This window comes from Clostridium culturomicium, assembly GCF_000821305.1.
GTDB classification, from domain to species: domain Bacteria; phylum Bacillota; class Clostridia; order Clostridiales; family Clostridiaceae; genus Clostridium_J; species Clostridium_J culturomicium.
The window spans coordinates 581097-597400 of record NZ_CCXK01000014.1 but is presented as its reverse complement, the minus strand read 5'-3'; the positions used below and the strand labels follow the sequence as shown (position 1 = coordinate 597400).

At 36.1% G+C, this 16304-nt stretch carries 22 protein-coding genes; all 22 read left to right on the top strand.

Going from position 1 to position 16304, the window contains the following annotated elements:
• Positions 1–20 precede the first annotated feature (20 nt).
• The 22 genes from rpoC (at position 21) to rpsH (ending at position 16297) form a co-directional block, all read left to right on the top strand.
• On the top strand, positions 21–3548 hold the full coding sequence (rpoC, locus tag BN1075_RS06815) for a DNA-directed RNA polymerase subunit beta' (RefSeq protein WP_040192311.1): 3528 nt from the start codon (positions 21–23) through the stop codon (positions 3546–3548).
• 118 nt (positions 3549–3666) lie between these two features.
• Positions 3667–3909 (top strand): ribosomal L7Ae/L30e/S12e/Gadd45 family protein, encoded by a 243-nt coding sequence (locus BN1075_RS06810; protein ID WP_040192310.1) that lies wholly within the window; start codon positions 3667–3669, stop codon positions 3907–3909.
• An 87-nt stretch (positions 3910–3996) separates the two neighbouring features.
• Complete coding sequence (rpsL, locus tag BN1075_RS06805) at positions 3997–4374, top strand: 30S ribosomal protein S12 (protein WP_040192309.1); 378 nt, start codon at positions 3997–3999, stop codon at positions 4372–4374.
• Positions 4375–4513: 139 nt separating this feature from the next.
• The gene (gene rpsG / locus BN1075_RS06800; protein WP_040192308.1) at positions 4514–4984 is read left to right on the top strand and encodes a 30S ribosomal protein S7; all 471 of its coding nucleotides are present in this window, start codon (positions 4514–4516) and stop codon (positions 4982–4984) included.
• A 73-nt stretch (positions 4985–5057) separates the two neighbouring features.
• Entirely contained in the window at positions 5058–7115 is a 2058-nt protein-coding gene (fusA, locus tag BN1075_RS06795; RefSeq protein ID WP_040192307.1) for an elongation factor G, read from the top strand.
• A gap of 56 nt (positions 7116–7171) precedes the next feature.
• A complete protein-coding gene (tuf, locus tag BN1075_RS06790; RefSeq protein WP_040192306.1) occupies positions 7172–8365 on the top strand; it encodes an elongation factor Tu in 1194 nt (397 codons plus the stop codon).
• An 810-nt stretch (positions 8366–9175) separates the two neighbouring features.
• Entirely contained in the window at positions 9176–9484 is a 309-nt protein-coding gene (gene rpsJ, locus BN1075_RS06785; protein ID WP_040192305.1) for a 30S ribosomal protein S10, read from the top strand.
• 103 nt (positions 9485–9587) lie between these two features.
• Positions 9588–10217, top strand: coding sequence for a 50S ribosomal protein L3 (gene rplC / locus BN1075_RS06780; protein ID WP_040192304.1), 630 nt, complete (start codon positions 9588–9590; stop codon positions 10215–10217).
• A gap of 17 nt (positions 10218–10234) precedes the next feature.
• Positions 10235–10855 carry a 50S ribosomal protein L4 gene (gene rplD, locus BN1075_RS06775; RefSeq protein WP_040192303.1) on the top strand — a complete coding sequence of 207 codons (621 nt, stop codon included), beginning with the start codon at positions 10235–10237 and terminating at the stop codon, positions 10853–10855.
• Entirely contained in the window at positions 10855–11151 is a 297-nt protein-coding gene (rplW, locus tag BN1075_RS06770) for a 50S ribosomal protein L23 (RefSeq protein ID WP_040192302.1), read from the top strand. The genes rplD and rplW overlap by 1 nt, the downstream gene beginning before the upstream one ends.
• A gap of 59 nt (positions 11152–11210) precedes the next feature.
• Complete coding sequence (gene rplB / locus BN1075_RS06765) at positions 11211–12044, top strand: 50S ribosomal protein L2 (RefSeq protein WP_040192301.1); 834 nt, start codon at positions 11211–11213, stop codon at positions 12042–12044.
• A 62-nt stretch (positions 12045–12106) separates the two neighbouring features.
• The gene (gene rpsS, locus BN1075_RS06760) at positions 12107–12388 is read left to right on the top strand and encodes a 30S ribosomal protein S19 (protein ID WP_040192300.1); all 282 of its coding nucleotides are present in this window, start codon (positions 12107–12109) and stop codon (positions 12386–12388) included.
• Positions 12389–12410: 22 nt separating this feature from the next.
• Positions 12411–12746 carry a 50S ribosomal protein L22 gene (gene rplV, locus BN1075_RS06755; RefSeq protein ID WP_040192299.1) on the top strand — a complete coding sequence of 112 codons (336 nt, stop codon included), beginning with the start codon at positions 12411–12413 and terminating at the stop codon, positions 12744–12746.
• A 16-nt stretch (positions 12747–12762) separates the two neighbouring features.
• Positions 12763–13428, top strand: a complete 666-nt coding sequence (rpsC, locus tag BN1075_RS06750) for a 30S ribosomal protein S3 (RefSeq protein WP_040192298.1) — start codon at positions 12763–12765, stop codon at positions 13426–13428.
• Between the two features lie 27 nt (positions 13429–13455).
• Positions 13456–13899 carry a 50S ribosomal protein L16 gene (gene rplP / locus BN1075_RS06745; protein ID WP_040192297.1) on the top strand — a complete coding sequence of 148 codons (444 nt, stop codon included), beginning with the start codon at positions 13456–13458 and terminating at the stop codon, positions 13897–13899.
• Positions 13889–14101 (top strand): 50S ribosomal protein L29, encoded by a 213-nt coding sequence (rpmC, locus tag BN1075_RS06740; RefSeq protein ID WP_040192296.1) that lies wholly within the window; start codon positions 13889–13891, stop codon positions 14099–14101. The genes rplP and rpmC overlap by 11 nt, the downstream gene beginning before the upstream one ends.
• 21 nt (positions 14102–14122) lie before the next feature.
• Positions 14123–14377, top strand: a complete 255-nt coding sequence (gene rpsQ, locus BN1075_RS06735) for a 30S ribosomal protein S17 (protein ID WP_040192295.1) — start codon at positions 14123–14125, stop codon at positions 14375–14377.
• Positions 14378–14400: 23 nt separating this feature from the next.
• The gene (gene rplN / locus BN1075_RS06730) at positions 14401–14769 is read left to right on the top strand and encodes a 50S ribosomal protein L14 (protein WP_040192294.1); all 369 of its coding nucleotides are present in this window, start codon (positions 14401–14403) and stop codon (positions 14767–14769) included.
• Between the two features lie 17 nt (positions 14770–14786).
• Positions 14787–15101 carry a 50S ribosomal protein L24 gene (gene rplX / locus BN1075_RS06725; RefSeq protein WP_040192293.1) on the top strand — a complete coding sequence of 105 codons (315 nt, stop codon included), beginning with the start codon at positions 14787–14789 and terminating at the stop codon, positions 15099–15101.
• A 22-nt stretch (positions 15102–15123) separates the two neighbouring features.
• Positions 15124–15666, top strand: coding sequence for a 50S ribosomal protein L5 (gene rplE / locus BN1075_RS06720; RefSeq protein ID WP_040192292.1), 543 nt, complete (start codon positions 15124–15126; stop codon positions 15664–15666).
• Positions 15667–15680: 14 nt separating this feature from the next.
• The gene (locus tag BN1075_RS06715) at positions 15681–15866 is read left to right on the top strand and encodes a type Z 30S ribosomal protein S14 (protein WP_040192291.1); all 186 of its coding nucleotides are present in this window, start codon (positions 15681–15683) and stop codon (positions 15864–15866) included.
• A 32-nt stretch (positions 15867–15898) separates the two neighbouring features.
• The gene (rpsH, locus tag BN1075_RS06710) at positions 15899–16297 is read left to right on the top strand and encodes a 30S ribosomal protein S8 (protein ID WP_040192290.1); all 399 of its coding nucleotides are present in this window, start codon (positions 15899–15901) and stop codon (positions 16295–16297) included.
• The last annotated feature ends 7 nt before the right edge of the window (positions 16298–16304 follow it).

Genomic DNA, 16304 nt, shown 5'->3' with positions numbered 1-16304 from the left:
ATGGAAGGGAGGATGTACCCTTGGTTGAATTAAATAATTTTGATGCAATACAAATAGGGTTAGCTTCACCAGAACAGATCAGAGAATGGTCTAGAGGAGAAGTAAAGAAACCTGAAACAATAAACTACAGAACCTTAAAGCCAGAAAGAGATGGTTTATTCTGTGAAAGAATATTTGGACCAATAAAAGACTGGGAATGTCACTGTGGAAAATATAAAAGGGTTAGATATAAAGGTATAGTATGTGATAGATGTGGTGTTGAGGTCACAAAATCTAAAGTAAGACGTGAGAGAATGGGGCACATAGAGCTTGCTGCCCCTGTGTCTCACATCTGGTACTTCAAAGGTATACCATCTCGTATGGGATTAATCCTTGATATGTCACCACGTTCTTTAGAGAAAGTATTATACTTTGCTTCTTATGTTGTGTTAGATCCAAAAGATACACCACTAGATAAGAAACAAATCTTAACTGAAAAAGATTATAGAGAAGCAGTAGACAAATATGGATATGATGGATTCGTAGCAGGTATGGGAGCTGAGTCTGTAAAAATCTTATTACAAGATATAGACTTAGAAAAACTTTCTGCTGAGTTAAAAGAAGATTTTAAAACAAGTACAGGACAGAAGAAAATAAGAACTATTAGAAGATTAGACGTAGTTGAATCTTTTAGAAAATCTCACAATAAGCCAGAATGGATGATAATAGATGTAATACCTGTTATTCCACCAGACCTTAGACCTATGGTCCAGCTTGATGGAGGAAGATTCGCAACATCTGACCTTAATGATTTATACAGAAGAGTTATAAACAGAAATAATAGACTTAAAAAGTTGCTTGATTTACAAGCTCCTGACATTATCGTTAGAAATGAGAAGAGAATGCTTCAAGAAGCAGTTGACTCATTAATCGACAATGGAAGAAGAGGTAGACCAGTAACAGGTCCTGGTAACAGACCTTTAAAATCACTTTCTGATATGTTAAAAGGAAAGCAAGGAAGATTCAGACAAAACTTACTTGGTAAGCGTGTTGACTACTCAGGACGTTCGGTTATCGTTGTAGGACCAGAATTAAAGATGTATCAATGTGGTCTTCCAAAAGAAATGGCATTAGAATTATTTAAGCCATTTGTAATGAAAAAGCTTACTGAAAGTGGAGTTGCACACAACATTAAGAGTGCAAAGAGAATGGTTGAAAGAGTTCAGCCTCAAGTATGGGATATACTTGAAGGTGTAATTCAAGATCATCCAGTTCTTCTAAACCGTGCTCCTACTCTTCACAGACTTGGAATTCAAGCATTCCAGCCAATCCTTGTAGAAGGTAGAGCTATAAAATTACATCCACTTGTTTGTACAGCATATAACGCTGACTTCGACGGAGACCAAATGGCGGTTCACGTTCCATTGTCAGTAGAAGCACAAGCAGAAGCAAGATTCTTAATGCTTGGAGCTCACAACATCATGAAAGCATCAGATGGTAAACCAGTTTGTGCACCTACACAGGACATGGTTCTTGGTTCTTACTACCTAACATTAGATAGAGAGGGAGCTAAGGGAGAAGGAAGAGTATTCTCTTCACCAGATGAGGTTATGATGGCATATGCAGCTAAAGATGTAGAAATACATGCTGCTATTAAAGTTAGAATGTGCAGAGAAGTAGATGGTAAAAAAGAGTATGGTATGATAGATACTACTTTAGGAAGATTATTATTTAATGAGTCAATACCACAGGATTTAGGTTTTGTAGATAGATCTATTCCAGGTAATGAGTTTAAATTAGAGGTAGATTTCCTAGTAAGTAAGAAGAATCTTGGTACAATTATAGATAAATGCTATACATTACATGGACCTTCTGAAACATCTAAAATGCTAGATGCTATAAAAGCAAAAGGATATCACTATTCTACAATTGGTGCTATTACAGTTGCTATTGCTGACATGGAAGTTCCTCCAGTTAAGAAGGATTTACTTGCAGATGCAGATGCGACAGTAGAGAAGATTGAAAAAATGTACAGAAGAGGATTCATATCTGAAGATGAAAGATATGAGAAGGTTATTGATAAGTGGACTAAGACTACAGAAGATGTAGCGAACGCACTTATGGATAGTTTGGATAAGTTCAATCCAATCAACATGATGGCGGACTCTGGAGCCAGAGGTTCTAAGAGTCAGATTAAACAGCTTGCAGGGATGAGAGGACTTATGGCGAGTCCATCTGGTAAGATTATCGAGCTTCCAATCAGAGCTTCATTCAGAGAAGGTCTTGAAGTATTAGAGTACTTCTTATCTACTCACGGAGCGAGAAAAGGAAACGCCGATACAGCCCTTAAGACTGCTGACTCAGGATACTTAACAAGAAGACTTGTTGACGTAAGCCAAGATGTTATAGTAAGAGAAGAAGACTGTGGTACTCATGAGGGGTATGAGGTTACTGAAATCAAAGAAGGATCTGAAGTAATCGAGCCACTAAGTGAGAGACTATCAGGTAGATATAGTGCTGAACAAGTACTTCATCCAGCAACTGGTGAAGTTATTGTTGAGAGAGATGAATACATGAATTCGGCTTTAGCTGAAAAAGTTGAAAAAGCTGGAGTTAAGAAAGTTAAAATTAGATCTGTATTCACATGTAACTGTAAAATTGGTGTCTGCGCTAAGTGTTATGGTATGAACATGGCAACAGCAGATAAGATTAATATTGGTGAGGCTGTTGGAATTATAGCAGCTCAATCAATCGGAGAACCTGGAACACAGCTTACAATGAGAACCTTCCACACAGGGGGAGTTGTTGGAGCCGATATTACACAGGGTCTTCCAAGGGTTGAAGAGTTATTTGAAGCTAGAAAACCAAAAGGACTTGCGATAGTTAGTGATTGTGCAGGTACAGTTAGAATAGAAGAAACTAAGAAGAAGAGAACAGTTATTGTTACTGGAAATGATGGAGAAGAGCATTCTTATGATATACCATTTGGCTCAAGAGTAAAAGTTCAAAATGGTGAAATAATAGAGGCAGGAGACGAAATCACAGAAGGATCAGTTAACCCACATGACATCATTAGAATTAAAGGTGTTAAAGGTGTTAAAAACTATCTTCTTTCTGAAGTTCAAAAGGTTTATAGACTGCAAGGGGTTGATATCAATGATAAACACCTTGAGGTAGTAATTAGACAAATGACTAGAAAGATAAAAGTTGAAGAGACTGGAGATACTGATTTATTACCAGGTACAATGATGGATATATTCGACTTCGAAGAAGCAAATGAAAGAGCGATAGCTCAAGGTGGAGAGCCAGCAGAAGGTAAGATTGCATTACTTGGTATTACTAAGGCTGCACTTGCTACAGATTCATTCTTATCTGCAGCTTCATTCCAAGAGACTACAAGAGTTCTTACAGATGCAGCAATTAAAGGAAAAATTGATCCACTTGTTGGATTAAAAGAGAATGTAATTATAGGTAAATTAATACCTGCTGGAACAGGAATGAACAGATATAGAGGTATCAAAATTTCTGATAATAAACCAGTGGTAGAAGAGGTAGAAATTAACGCATAATCATGCCTTACATTTTCTTGACATGATATATATTAAGTGATAAAATACATTTTGTGTGTGAATAAAAACAATGTGTTTTATCACTTTCTAAACTTGAGTTATGAGGGGGGATAGTAGTATGGTAACTAGACTGACAGGTGAAAAGGTTGTTGGCATAAAGCAAACAGCAAAAGCCTTGAAAAACAATCTAGGAAGTAAATTATATGTTGCGAAAGATGCTGATATGAGATTACTTGAACCAATACTTAAGATAGCAGCAGATAAGTCCCTAGAGATTGAAGAGATTGACACCATGAAAGAACTAGGAGTTCTTTGTGGGATTGATGTTTCAGCTGCAACAGCACTCATAATTAAAGAATAGCTATCAATCTAATTATTATAGAATATCTATTATTATTATATGATAGATAAAAACAAAAATTTTCCAAATAAATGAGGAGGTGACACAATGCCAACTATAAACCAATTAGTAAGAAAAGGTAGATCAACATTAGCAACAAAATCTACTGCACCAGCATTAAAAGAGTGCCCACAAAAAAGAGGAGTTTGTACAGTTGTTAAAACTAGTACTCCTAAGAAGCCAAACTCAGCGTTAAGAAAAGTTGCCAGAGTTAGACTTACAAACGGATACGAAGTTACTGCTTATATCCCAGGTGAGGGACACAACTTACAAGAGCACAGTGTTGTTCTTATAAGAGGTGGAAGAGTTAAGGACCTTCCAGGATGTAGATATCACATCGTAAGAGGAGCTTTAGACTCAGCTGGAGTAGCAAACAGATTACAATCAAGATCTAAATACGGTGCTAAGAGACCTAAGAAAAAATAGGTCATAGTTAGAGAGTGCTATGCCTTCGAATTTATGGAGAGTTAAATAATTAATTTAAATAGATATAGAAGCAGAGCATTTTACGGTATATGTACCGAGTACCTATGAGTTAATTTAAAATGTTAAGGAGGGAAGAAAGATGCCAAGAAAAGGATTTATTGCAAAAAGAGATGTATTACCAGATCCAATGTACAACTCAAAAGTTGTTACAAAGTTAATAAACAGTGTAATGGAAGATGGTAAAAAAGGTGTTGCTCAGAAGATAGTATACGATGCATTCGCAATCGTTACTGAGAAAACTGGTAAAGAACCACTAGAGGTGTTCGAGGCAGCTATGAACAACATAATGCCATTACTAGAGGTTAAAGCTAGAAGAATAGGTGGAGCAACATACCAAGTGCCTATCGAAGTTAGACCTGAAAGAAGACAGACTTTAGGAATTAGATGGATGTTACTTGCTTGCGAAAAAAGAGGCGAGAAGTACATGAGAGAAAGATTAGCTAACGAGTTAGTTGATGCTTCTAATAATACTGGAGCTGCAGTTAAGAAAAGAGAAGATACTCATAAAATGGCTGAAGCGAATAAGGCTTTTGCTCATTACAGATACTAATTCAAAACTGTTTTGGCTAAAGCCAAAACAGTTTTGTCGAATTTAAAAATACTCGCTAGAGGAGGAAATACGAATGGCTAGACAATATCCGTTAGAAAAATTCCGTAATTTTGGAATTATGGCGCATATAGATGCAGGTAAAACTACTACTACTGAGCGTATTCTATTTTATACAGGTAAAACACATAAAATAGGGGAAACTCACGAAGGTGCATCTCAAATGGACTGGATGGTTCAAGAGCAAGAGAGAGGAATAACAATTACTTCTGCTGCTACAACTTGTTTCTGGGAAGGACATGAGCTTAACATCATCGATACTCCTGGACACGTAGACTTCACAGTAGAGGTTGAGAGATCTTTAAGAGTACTTGATGGTGCTGTTACAGTTCTTGATGCTAAGAGTGGAGTTGAGCCACAAACTGAAACTGTTTGGAGACAGGCAGACAAGTATGGCGTACCAAGAATGATATACGTAAATAAGATGGATGCAACTGGAGCAAACTTCTTTAGATGCATCAATACTGTAAGAGATAGATTAAAAGCTAATGCAGTTCCAATACAAATACCAGTTGGAGCTGAATCAGAATTCAAAGGTATGATCGACTTAATAGGAAATCATGCTATAATAACATACGATGATCTTGGAAAAGATGTAAGAAGAGAAGAAATTCCTGCAGAATTAAAAGATCAAGCTGAAGAGTACAGAATGGCTATGATAGAAGCTATAGCTGAAACAGATGAAGTATTAATGGAAAAGTATCTTGAAGGTGAAGAGATCACTGAAGAGGAATTACATGTTGCATTAAGAAAAGCTACTATAGCTAACGAAATTGTTCCATGTATCTGCGGTTCTTCATACAAAAACAAAGGGGTTCAAGAAATGATTAACGGTGTTGTGGCATACTTACCATCACCATTAGATATCCCTGCTGTTACTGGAACTAACCTTGAGGGAGAAGAAGATTCAAGAGAAGCTTCAGATGAAGCTCCAATGTCAGCGTTAGCATTCAAAATTGCTACTGACCCATTTGTTGGAAAACTTGCTTTCACAAGAGTATACTCAGGAATAATGCAAAGTGGTTCTTACGTTCTTAACTCAACAAAAGGTAAGAAGGAAAGAATCGGAAGACTTGTTAAGATGCACTCTAACACAAGAGAAGAAGTTGAGACATTAGAAGCTGGTGAATTAGGAGCAGTTATTGGATTAAAGAACACTACTACAGGGGATACTCTATGTAGCGAAAACCACCCAATAGTTCTTGAATCAATGGAATTCCCAGAGCCAGTTATATCTGTAGCTATAGAGCCAAAGACAAAAGCTGGTCAAGAGAAGATGGGATTAGCTTTAGCTAAACTTGCTGAAGAGGATCCAACTTTTAAAACTCACACTGATCAAGAAACTGGTCAAACAATCATATCTGGTATGGGTGAGCTTCACTTAGATATCATAGTTGACAGATTAACAAGAGAGTTCAAAGTTGAATGTAATGTTGGAGCTCCACAAGTTGCTTACAAAGAGACTATCAGAAAGCCTGTTAAAGCTGAAGCTAAATACGCTAAGCAATCAGGTGGTAAAGGACAATATGGTCACTGTGTAATCGAAATGGAACCAATCGAAGGAGATTACGTATTCGAAAATGCTGTAGTTGGAGGAGCAATTCCAAAAGAGTACATTGCACCAATCGACAACGGAATCAGAGAAGCTGCTAAGAACGGTATAATTGCTGGATACGAAACTATAAACTTCAAAATTAGACTTGTACACGGATCATACCACGAAGTTGACTCATCAGAAATGGCATTCAAAATTGCTGGATCTATGGCATTCAAAAACGCTATGGCTAAAGCAGACCCAGTTCTACTTGAACCAATGATGAAAGTAGAAGTTACAGTTCCAGAAGAGTACATGGGAGATGTAATGGGTGATATCAACTCTAGAAGAGGTAGAATAGAAGGAATGGAAGCTGTTAACGGCGCGCAAGTTATCAGATCGTTCGTACCACTATCTCAAATGTTTGGATATGCAACTACTTTAAGATCAAGAACTCAAGGTAGAGGAGTTTACTCAATGGTATTCGATCACTACGAAGAAGTTCCAAAGAGTATCCAAGAAGAAATAGCTAAAAAATAATTTCAGATAAATAATAGATTATAAATCATTGTTTTCTAAATAAGGAGGAATTTGAAATGGCAAAAGCAAAATTTGAAAGAAGCAAACCGCACGTTAACATTGGAACTATAGGACACGTTGACCACGGTAAGACTACATTAACAGCTGCTATAACATCAGTATTAGCTAACAGAGGATATGCAGAAGCATTCAACTATGCTGATATCGATAAAGCACCAGAAGAAAAAGAAAGAGGAATAACAATCAACACTTCACACGTTGAGTATGAAACAGAAACAAGACACTATGCACACGTTGATTGTCCAGGACACGCTGACTATGTTAAGAACATGATCACAGGAGCTGCACAAATGGATGGAGCTATACTAGTTGTATCTGCAGCAGATGGTCCAATGCCTCAAACAAGAGAGCACATCCTACTAGCATCAAGAGTTGGAGTACAATACATAGTTGTATTCTTAAACAAAGCTGATATGGTAGACGATCCAGAATTATTAGAATTAGTAGAAATGGAAATCAGAGAATTATTATCTGAGTATGACTTCCCAGGTGATGATATTCCAATAATAACAGGATCAGCATTAAAAGCATTAGAAAACCCAACAGATGAAGAAGCATCTAAATGCATAATGGAGTTAATGGCAGCAGTAGATAGCTACATCCCAACTCCAGAGAGAGCAACAGATAAGCCATTCTTAATGCCAGTAGAGGACGTATTCACAATTACAGGAAGAGGAACAGTTGCAACAGGAAGAGTTGAAGCTGGAGTACTTCATGTAGGAGATGAAATCGAAATCGTTGGATTAAGCGAAGATAAGAGAAAAGTAGTATGTACAGGAGTAGAGATGTTCAGAAAACTTCTTGATGAAGCACAAGCTGGAGATAACATCGGAGCTCTATTAAGAGGAGTACAAAGAACAGACATCGAAAGAGGTCAAGTACTTTCAAAAGTAGGTTCAGTACACCCACACACAAAATTCGTAGGTCAAGTATACGTACTTAAAAAAGAAGAGGGTGGAAGACACACTCCATTCTTCGATGGATACAGACCACAATTCTACTTCAGAACAACTGACGTTACAGGATCAATCAAATTACCAGAAGGAATGGAAATGGTAATGCCTGGAGACCACATCGACATGAACGTTGAATTAATCACTCCAATCGCTATGGATGAAGGATTAAGATTCGCGATCAGAGAAGGTGGAAGAACTGTAGGTTCAGGAGTTGTTACTTCTATAATCGAATAGTTTTAACTTCTAGTATTAATTACTATAATTAAAAATAAATAAATATAATCATGATAAACCTCGTAAGAGTACTAAAAGCTTAAGCAAATAATTCTTTTAAATAAGAATTGAATTAACTAGTTAATATCTGTAATGGATAAGGAATAGTCTTGAAAGACTAAAAAGAATTCTAAAACAAGACATCCAATAACTGATGAGTAGTCAACGTAACACTAGGATGTTATATGGAAGTCGTGTGCACAATAAAATCTATAGAAAAAAGATAGAGAGAGGGGGACGCCCAGCTCTCTATTTTTTTACCTAATTTTATGTGTTGAAATTATATAAAACTTAGTGTAGAATAACTAAATGTAGTTACGAAAAATAATGAATTAAACGAAAGAAAACATAACATAATAATAAGTTGTGTTATGAAAAAATATTAAGCAGTATTGAATGTAATTTGATGTTGAAGGATAAAATATATATGATGTATATATTTTGAGAATGACGAAATTTGTTGAAAATTTATTGAATAAATGTAAGTGATATCAAGTATTTGGCAAGAATAAAAATAAAATAAAAGTCTTGTCAAATACAATAAAATAATGTATACTATAGAAGTTGCAATGTGGTAACAGCGATGAGGTGAGAGGTTGCCGGACTTCCGGGGGAATTCTTAACCGAGCATGTCCTAATCAAGAATTGGGCGACGGGGTCTGTGGTGTGTCTATTGTTTTCTTGAAAAATAGGAAACACTAGGAACAGTTTACAGAACATCCGCTGTTGCGCGTAAGAAGTAATAGCGTGCGATGAAAAGGAGGGAACACAATGTCAAAACAAAAAATCAGAATTAGATTAAAGGCGTTTGATCACACAATACTTGATCAATCAGCAGAGAAGATTGTTGAGACTGCTAAGAACACAGGAGCAAAGGTTGCTGGTCCAGTACCACTACCAACTGAGAAAGATGTTATAACTATCTTAAGAGCTCCACACAAATACAAAGATTCTAGAGAGCAGTTCGAAATAAGAACTCACAAGAGACTAATCGATATATTAAGTCCATCACCAAAAACTGTTGATGCTTTAATGAGATTAGACTTACCAGCAGGTGTTGATATCGAAATAAAATTATAATCGTATTTAGTTTGTAACAACTAATAGTACGGGTAATAGAAAAACTATTACTAACTATTATGATCACTAAGGTGGTCCGCTAATAAGTAGGAGGTGTATTGTAATGAAAAAAGCTATAATGGGTAAAAAATTAGGAATGACTCAAATATTCGATGAGAATAGAAAAGTAGTTCCAGTTACAGTTGTAGAAGCAGGTCCATGCGTAGTTATCCAAAAGAAAACTGTTGAGAACGATGGATACGAAGCAATAAAAGTTGGATTCGGTGATATAAGAGAAAATATCGTTAACAAACCAAAGAAGGGTGAGTTCGATAAAGCAGGTGTTGTTGTAAGAAGACACATAAAAGAATTTAGATTAGAAGATACAAGCGCTTACGAAGTAGGAAGCGAAATCAAAGCAGAAATTTTTGCTGCTGGAGATAAAATAGATGTATCTGGTATATCTAAAGGAAAAGGATTCGCTGGTGTTATTAAGAGACACAACTTCCACAGAGGACCTATGAGCCACGGTTCAAAGTTCCACAGAGCAGTTGGTTCTATGGGAGCATCATCAGATCCATCAAGAACATTCAAAAACAAGAAAATGCCTGGACACATGGGTTGTGTTAATACAACAGTATTAAACCTTGAAATAGTAAGAGTAATACCTGAGAAGAACATAATTCTTGTTAAAGGTGGAATACCTGGACCAAACAAAGGTTTAGTAGTAATAAGAGACGCTGTTAAAGCATAAGGGAAGGAGGATGCAGAATGCCTACATTAAAAGTGTATAACACTGAGAGAAAAGAAGTTGGAGAAATCCAATTAAATGAAAGCATATTTGGTGCTGAAGTTAGCGTTGAAGCTATGCACCAAGTTGTATTAGCTCAGTTAGCTAACAAGAGACAAGGAACTCAAAGTGCTAAAACAAGAGCTGAAGTAAGAGGCGGAGGAATTAAGCCTTGGAGACAAAAAGGAACAGGAAGAGCAAGACAAGGTTCTATAAGAGCTCCACAATGGATTCACGGAGGTATCGTGTTCGCACCAAAACCACGTGATTACAGAGTTTCAGTTCCAAAGAGCATGAGAAGAACAGCTATGAAGTCAGCTTTAACTTCTAAAGTACAAGATAACGAAATGATAGTTTTAGAAAGCTTATCTTTTGAAGCTCCAAAAACTAAAGCAGTAGTTAACATGTTAAATGCTTTCGAAGCTAAGAAGACATTAATAGTAGTTGCTGAATCAAACGAGAATGTTTATAAATCAGCTAGAAACATTCCAGGTGTATCAGTAGTTCCAGTAAACAACATAAATGTTTACGACATATTAAAATATGAGAACTTAATGATCACTAAAGAAGCTGTATCAAAAATTGAGGAGGTGTATGCATAATGAAAATGACTAGTTATGATATCATAAGAAAACCTGTTATAACTGAAAAAAGTATGGCTGCTATGGCAGAAAAGAAATACACTTTCATCGTTGACATACACGCTAACAAAGTTCAAATAAAGAAAGCTGTTGAAGAAGTATTTGGAGTTAAGGTTGAAGACGTTAAAACTCTTAGAAACTTAGGAAAAGTTAAAAGAGTTGGAGTACACGTTGGTAAAAGAGCTGACTTCAAAAAAGCTGTTGTTACATTAACAGCAGACAGCAAAACTATTGAGTTCTTTGAGGGAATGCAATAATAAATCACAAAGCAAGTATTGGCGAGTAGCCAGATAAGCTAAAAAAGGAGGGAAACCTAATGGCAGTTAAAAAGTTTAAACCTACCACTCCTTCAAGAAGAAACATGACTATGGCAACATTTGAAGAAATAACTACAAATGTACCTGAGAAGTCACTTCTTGTATCAAAGAAAAAAACTGGTGGTAGAAATGCTCAAGGTAAAATAACTGTTCGTCACCACGGTGGTGGAGCGAAGCAAAAATATAGATTAATAGATTTCAAGAGAACTAAGGATGGTATCCCAGCGAAAGTTGCAACTATCGAGTACGATCCAAACAGATCTGCTTACATAGCATTAGTTGTATATGCTGACGGTGAGAAGAGATACATCATAGCTCCAGTTGGATTAAAAGTTGGTGATACTGTAGTATCTGGACCAGATGCTGATATCAAAGTTGGAAACACTCTTCCAATAGCTAACATCCCAGTTGGTACTATAGTTCACAACATCGAGCTTCAAGTTGGAAAAGGTGCTCAATTAGTTAGATCTGCAGGATCTTCAGCTCAATTAATGGCTAAAGAATCAGATTACGCTCAATTAAGATTACCTTCAGGTGAAGTTAGATACATCAGAGTTAACTGCAGAGCTACTATAGGAACAGTTTCTAACTTAACACACGAAATTGTTAACATAGGTAAAGCAGGAAGAAAGAGACACATGGGTATCAGACCTACAGTTAGAGGTTCTGTTATGAACCCTAATGACCACCCACACGGAGGTGGAGAAGGTAGATCTCCAATCGGTCACGCTAGCCCACGTACTCCATGGGGTAAACCAGCTCTTGGATACAAAACTAGAAAGACTAAGAAATACTCTGATAAGTTTATTGTTAAGAAAAGAAATAGCAAGTAATTAGAAGAGAAATCTATTCTCTTCTGATTATAAGTAGTTTGCATGAAGGGAGGCCACTATAAGTGAGTAGATCAGTAAAAAAAGGACCTTTTGTAAAAGAATCTCTTCTTAAGAAGATAGAAGAAATGAATAAAGCAGGCGAGAAGAAAGTTGTTAAGACTTGGTCAAGAAGTTCTACAATTTTTCCACAAATGATAGGACACACAATCGCTGTACATGACGGAAGAAAGCACGTTCCAGTATATGTTCAAGAAGACATGGTTGGACACAAGCTTGGAGAGTTCGCTTTAACTAGAACTTTCAAAGGTCATATTGCTAAGGAAAAATCAAGTAGAATGAGATAGTACGGGAAGGAGGAAGTTATCAATGGAAGCTAAAGCTATAGCTAAATATGTAAGAATGTCTCCTATGAAAGTTGGGATTGTTCTTGATCTTATAAGAGATAAAAATGTAAATGAAGCTTTCGCTATATTACAATATACTCCAAAAGATGCAGCTGTTGTAGTAAACAAATTATTAAAATCAGCTGTTGCGAATGCAGAAAACAACTTTAATTTAGATAGAAACAGACTATATGTTGCAGAGGCTCACACTGGTGCGGGTCCAACATTAAAGAGATTCAGACCACACGCTCAAGGAAGAGCATTCAGAATATTAAAGAGAACTAGCCATATAACTATTATAGTTAAAGAAAGAGCTTAAAAAGGAGGGAAATAGAGTGGGTCAAAAAGTACATCCACACGGCCTAAGAGTTGGTGTTATCAAGGATTGGGACGCTAAATGGTATGCAGATAAGAAAAACTTTGCAGATAACTTAGTTGAAGATAATGCTATCAGAGAATACTTAAAGAAAAAGTTATTCACTGCTGGCATATCAAAAATTGAGATAGAGAGAGCAGCTAAAAGAGTTAAGATTAACATATACACTGCTAAACCAGGAATGGTTATCGGAAAAGGCGGTCAAGGTATAGAAGAGCTTAAAGTTGCATTAAAGAATGTTGTTGGAGATAAATATGTTTTAATAAACATAGTTGAAGTAAAACAACCAGAAAACAATGCACAATTAATGGCTGAAAACATAGCAGCTCAACTTGAAAAGAGAATATCTTTCAGAAGAGCTATGAAACAAACAATTCAAAGAGCTATGAGAACAGGTGTTAAAGGAGTTAAGACTGCATGTTCAGGAAGATTAGGCGGAGCTGAAATCGCTAGAACAGAGCAGTACCATGAAGGAACTATTCCACTACAAACATTAAGAGCTGATATAGATTATGGTTTCACTGAAGCAAACACAATCTATGGTAAAATCGGAGTTAAAGTTTGGGTGTATAAGGGTGAAGTTCTTCCAGCTAAGAAAGTTCAAAAGGAAGAATCAAACTCATAATAACGTGTAAGGAAGGAGGAATTTGACATGTTAATGCCTAAAAGAGTTAAACATCGTAAGGTACAACGTGGTAGAATGAAAGGTAAAGCTACAAGAGGTAACTTCATTGCTTATGGAGACTTCGCTTTACAAGCAACTGAGTGCGGTTGGATTACAAGCAACCAAATCGAATCTGCCAGAATAGCTATAAATAGATACGTTAAAAGAGGAGGAAAGGTTTGGATAAAAATCTTCCCTGACAAACCAGTAACTGAGAAACCAGCAGAGACTCGTATGGGATCTGGTAAAGGTTCACCAGAATATTGGGTAGCAGTAGTTAAACCAGGTAGAGTATTATTCGAAATATCTGGAGTATCTGAGGAAGCTGCTAGAGAAGCAATGAGACTTGCATCTCACAAATTACCTGTAACAACTAAATTTGTTACTAGAAGAGATTTTGAGGAAATGGGTGGTGAAATCAATGAAGGCTAATGAATTAAAAGAATTGAGACAAAGTACTGCTCAAGATTTAAAAGCAAAATTATCTGATCTTAAATCAGAATTATTTAACCTAAGATTTCAGTTAGCTACAGGACAGTTAGAAAACCCAATGAGAATTAAACAGGTTAAAAAGTCTATAGCCCAAATTAAGACCATCCTTAGAGAAGAAGAATTAAGGGCTTGCGAACAGTAATACTGAAAGGAGGTTCATCTTGTGGAGAGAGCATATAGAAAAACAAGAATAGGTAGAGTTGTATCTGACAAAATGGATAAAACAATCGTAGTTGCGGTTGAAACTAAAGTTAGACATCCACTTTACGGTAAAACAGTTAATAGAACAACTAAATTCAAGGCTCATGATGAGAATAATGAAGCAAAAGTTAACGATAGAGTATTAATAATGGAAACAAGACCACTATCTAAAGATAAGAGATGGAGACTTGTTGAAATCATGGAAAGAGCTAAATAGTTAACTGAAAGGAGGGTATTTACATGATACAACAACAGACATTATTAAAAGTAGCGGATAACTCTGGTGCTAAAGAGATAATGTGTATTAGAGTACTTGGTGGTTCCAAAAGAAAATGGGGAAACATCGGAGACGTAATTGTTGCTAGCGTTAAAAGTGCAACACCAGGTGGAGTTGTTAAAAAAGGTGACGTAGTAAAAGCAGTTATTGTTAGATCAGTTAAAGGTTTAAGAAGAGCAGACGGGACTTATATCAGATTTGATGAGAACGCAGCTGTTATTATAAAAGACGATAAAAATCCAAGAGGAACTCGTATCTTCGGACCTGTTGCTAGGGAGCTAAGAGATAAAGAATACAACAAAATATTATCATTAGCACCTGAAGTACTATAGGATAGGGGGTAGCAGAAATGAAAGTACATGTTAGAAAGAAAGACACTGTAATGGTTATCTCTGGAAAAGATAAAGGTAAAACTGGAGAAGTTTTAGCTGTTTATCCTAAGACTGGAAAAGTTGTTGTTGCTGGCGTTAACGTAGTAACAAAACATCAAAAACCAAACAGACAAAATATGCAAGGTGGAATAGTTAACTTTGAGGCAGCTATAAACAGCTCAAAAGTTATGCTATACTGCGATAAATGTAAGAACGTAACTAGAATAAGCAATAAAGTACTTGAAGACGGTACTAAAGTAAGAGTTTGCAAGAAGTGCGGAGAAACATTTTAATTCGCGAAAGGAGGTATAACAAATGGTTGCAAGACTACAAGAGAAATATAATAATGAAGTAGTTCAAGCTATGATGGATAAGTTCGGATACAAAAATATCATGGAAGTACCAAAGCTTGAAAAGATAGTTATAAACATGGGTGTTGGAGAAGCAAAAGATAACGCGAAAGTGTTAGACGCTGCTGTAAGCGACATGGAATTAATTACTGGACAGAAAGCTGTTTTAACTAGAGCTAAGAATTCAGTAGCTAACTTTAAGATAAGAGAAAATATGGCTATTGGTTGCAAAGTTACATTAAGAAAAGAGAAAATGTTCCAATTTGCGGACAAATTAATGAACATAGCATTACCAAGAGTTAGAGACTTCAGAGGCGTACCTACAAAATCATTCGATGGAAGAGGTAACTATGCTCTAGGAATAAAAGAGCAAACAATATTCCCTGAAATAGAATATGACAAGATTGATAAAGTAAGAGGAATGGATATAATATTTGTAACTACTGCAAAGACAGACGAGGAAGCAAGAGAATTATTAAGATTCCTTGGAATGCCATTTGCTCAATAAAAGGAGGGAATGACTTGGCACGTAAAGCTATTATAGAAAAGTGGAAAAAAGAACCTAAATACTCAACTAGAGCTTACTCTAGATGCAGATTATGTGGAAGACCACACTCTGTCTTAAAGAAATTTGGTATTTGCCGTATATGTTTCAGAGAACTTGCATACAAAGGACAAATTCCTGGATGTAAAAAGGCGAGCTGGTAATACACAGATCATTTGAAAGGAGGCAAAAAATAATGAATATGACTGATCCGATAGCAGATTTGCTAACACGTATAAGAAATGCAAATATTGTTAGACATGAAATAGTAGAAGTACCTTCTTCAACAATAAAGAAATCTATAGCAAACATAATGCTAGAAGAAGGATACCTTAAAAATATAGAAGAGTATCAAGATGGTAATGTTTCAATGTTAAGATTAAGCATGAAATATGGTCAAAACAAAGAAAGAGTTATCACTGGACTTAAGAGAATATCTAAGCCTGGCCTAAGAGTTTACTCTAGTAAAGAGGACATTCCTAAAGTATTAAACGGACTAGGAGTTGCAATAATATCAACTTCTAAAGGTTTAGTAACTGATAGAGAAGCAAGAAAATTAGGATTAGGTGGAGAGGTTATCTGCTACATCTGGTAGTATATGA

Excerpts from the sequence above, each read along its gene's own strand:
- fusA (WP_040192307.1), top strand. The coding sequence starts at position 5,058 with ATGGCTAGACAATATCCGTTAGAAAAATTCCGTAATTTTGGAATTATG.
- rplX (WP_040192293.1), top strand. The coding sequence starts at position 14,787 with ATGAAAGTACATGTTAGAAAGAAAGACACTGTAATGGTTATCTCTGGA.
- rplW (WP_040192302.1), top strand. The coding sequence starts at position 10,855 with ATGAAAATGACTAGTTATGATATCATAAGAAAACCTGTTATAACTGAA.
- rpsJ (WP_040192305.1), top strand. The coding sequence starts at position 9,176 with ATGTCAAAACAAAAAATCAGAATTAGATTAAAGGCGTTTGATCACACA.
- rpsL (WP_040192309.1), top strand. The coding sequence starts at position 3,997 with ATGCCAACTATAAACCAATTAGTAAGAAAAGGTAGATCAACATTAGCA.
- rplV (WP_040192299.1), top strand. The coding sequence starts at position 12,411 with ATGGAAGCTAAAGCTATAGCTAAATATGTAAGAATGTCTCCTATGAAA.
- rplB (WP_040192301.1), top strand. The coding sequence starts at position 11,211 with ATGGCAGTTAAAAAGTTTAAACCTACCACTCCTTCAAGAAGAAACATG.
- rplN (WP_040192294.1), top strand. The coding sequence starts at position 14,401 with ATGATACAACAACAGACATTATTAAAAGTAGCGGATAACTCTGGTGCT.
- rpmC (WP_040192296.1), top strand. The coding sequence starts at position 13,889 with ATGAAGGCTAATGAATTAAAAGAATTGAGACAAAGTACTGCTCAAGAT.
- rpsH (WP_040192290.1), top strand. The coding sequence starts at position 15,899 with ATGAATATGACTGATCCGATAGCAGATTTGCTAACACGTATAAGAAAT.
- rpsG (WP_040192308.1), top strand. The coding sequence starts at position 4,514 with ATGCCAAGAAAAGGATTTATTGCAAAAAGAGATGTATTACCAGATCCA.
- rplC (WP_040192304.1), top strand. The coding sequence starts at position 9,588 with ATGAAAAAAGCTATAATGGGTAAAAAATTAGGAATGACTCAAATATTC.
- rplE (WP_040192292.1), top strand. The coding sequence starts at position 15,124 with ATGGTTGCAAGACTACAAGAGAAATATAATAATGAAGTAGTTCAAGCT.
- tuf (WP_040192306.1), top strand. The coding sequence starts at position 7,172 with ATGGCAAAAGCAAAATTTGAAAGAAGCAAACCGCACGTTAACATTGGA.
- rplP (WP_040192297.1), top strand. The coding sequence starts at position 13,456 with ATGTTAATGCCTAAAAGAGTTAAACATCGTAAGGTACAACGTGGTAGA.
- rplD (WP_040192303.1), top strand. The coding sequence starts at position 10,235 with ATGCCTACATTAAAAGTGTATAACACTGAGAGAAAAGAAGTTGGAGAA.
- BN1075_RS06810 (WP_040192310.1), top strand. The coding sequence starts at position 3,667 with ATGGTAACTAGACTGACAGGTGAAAAGGTTGTTGGCATAAAGCAAACA.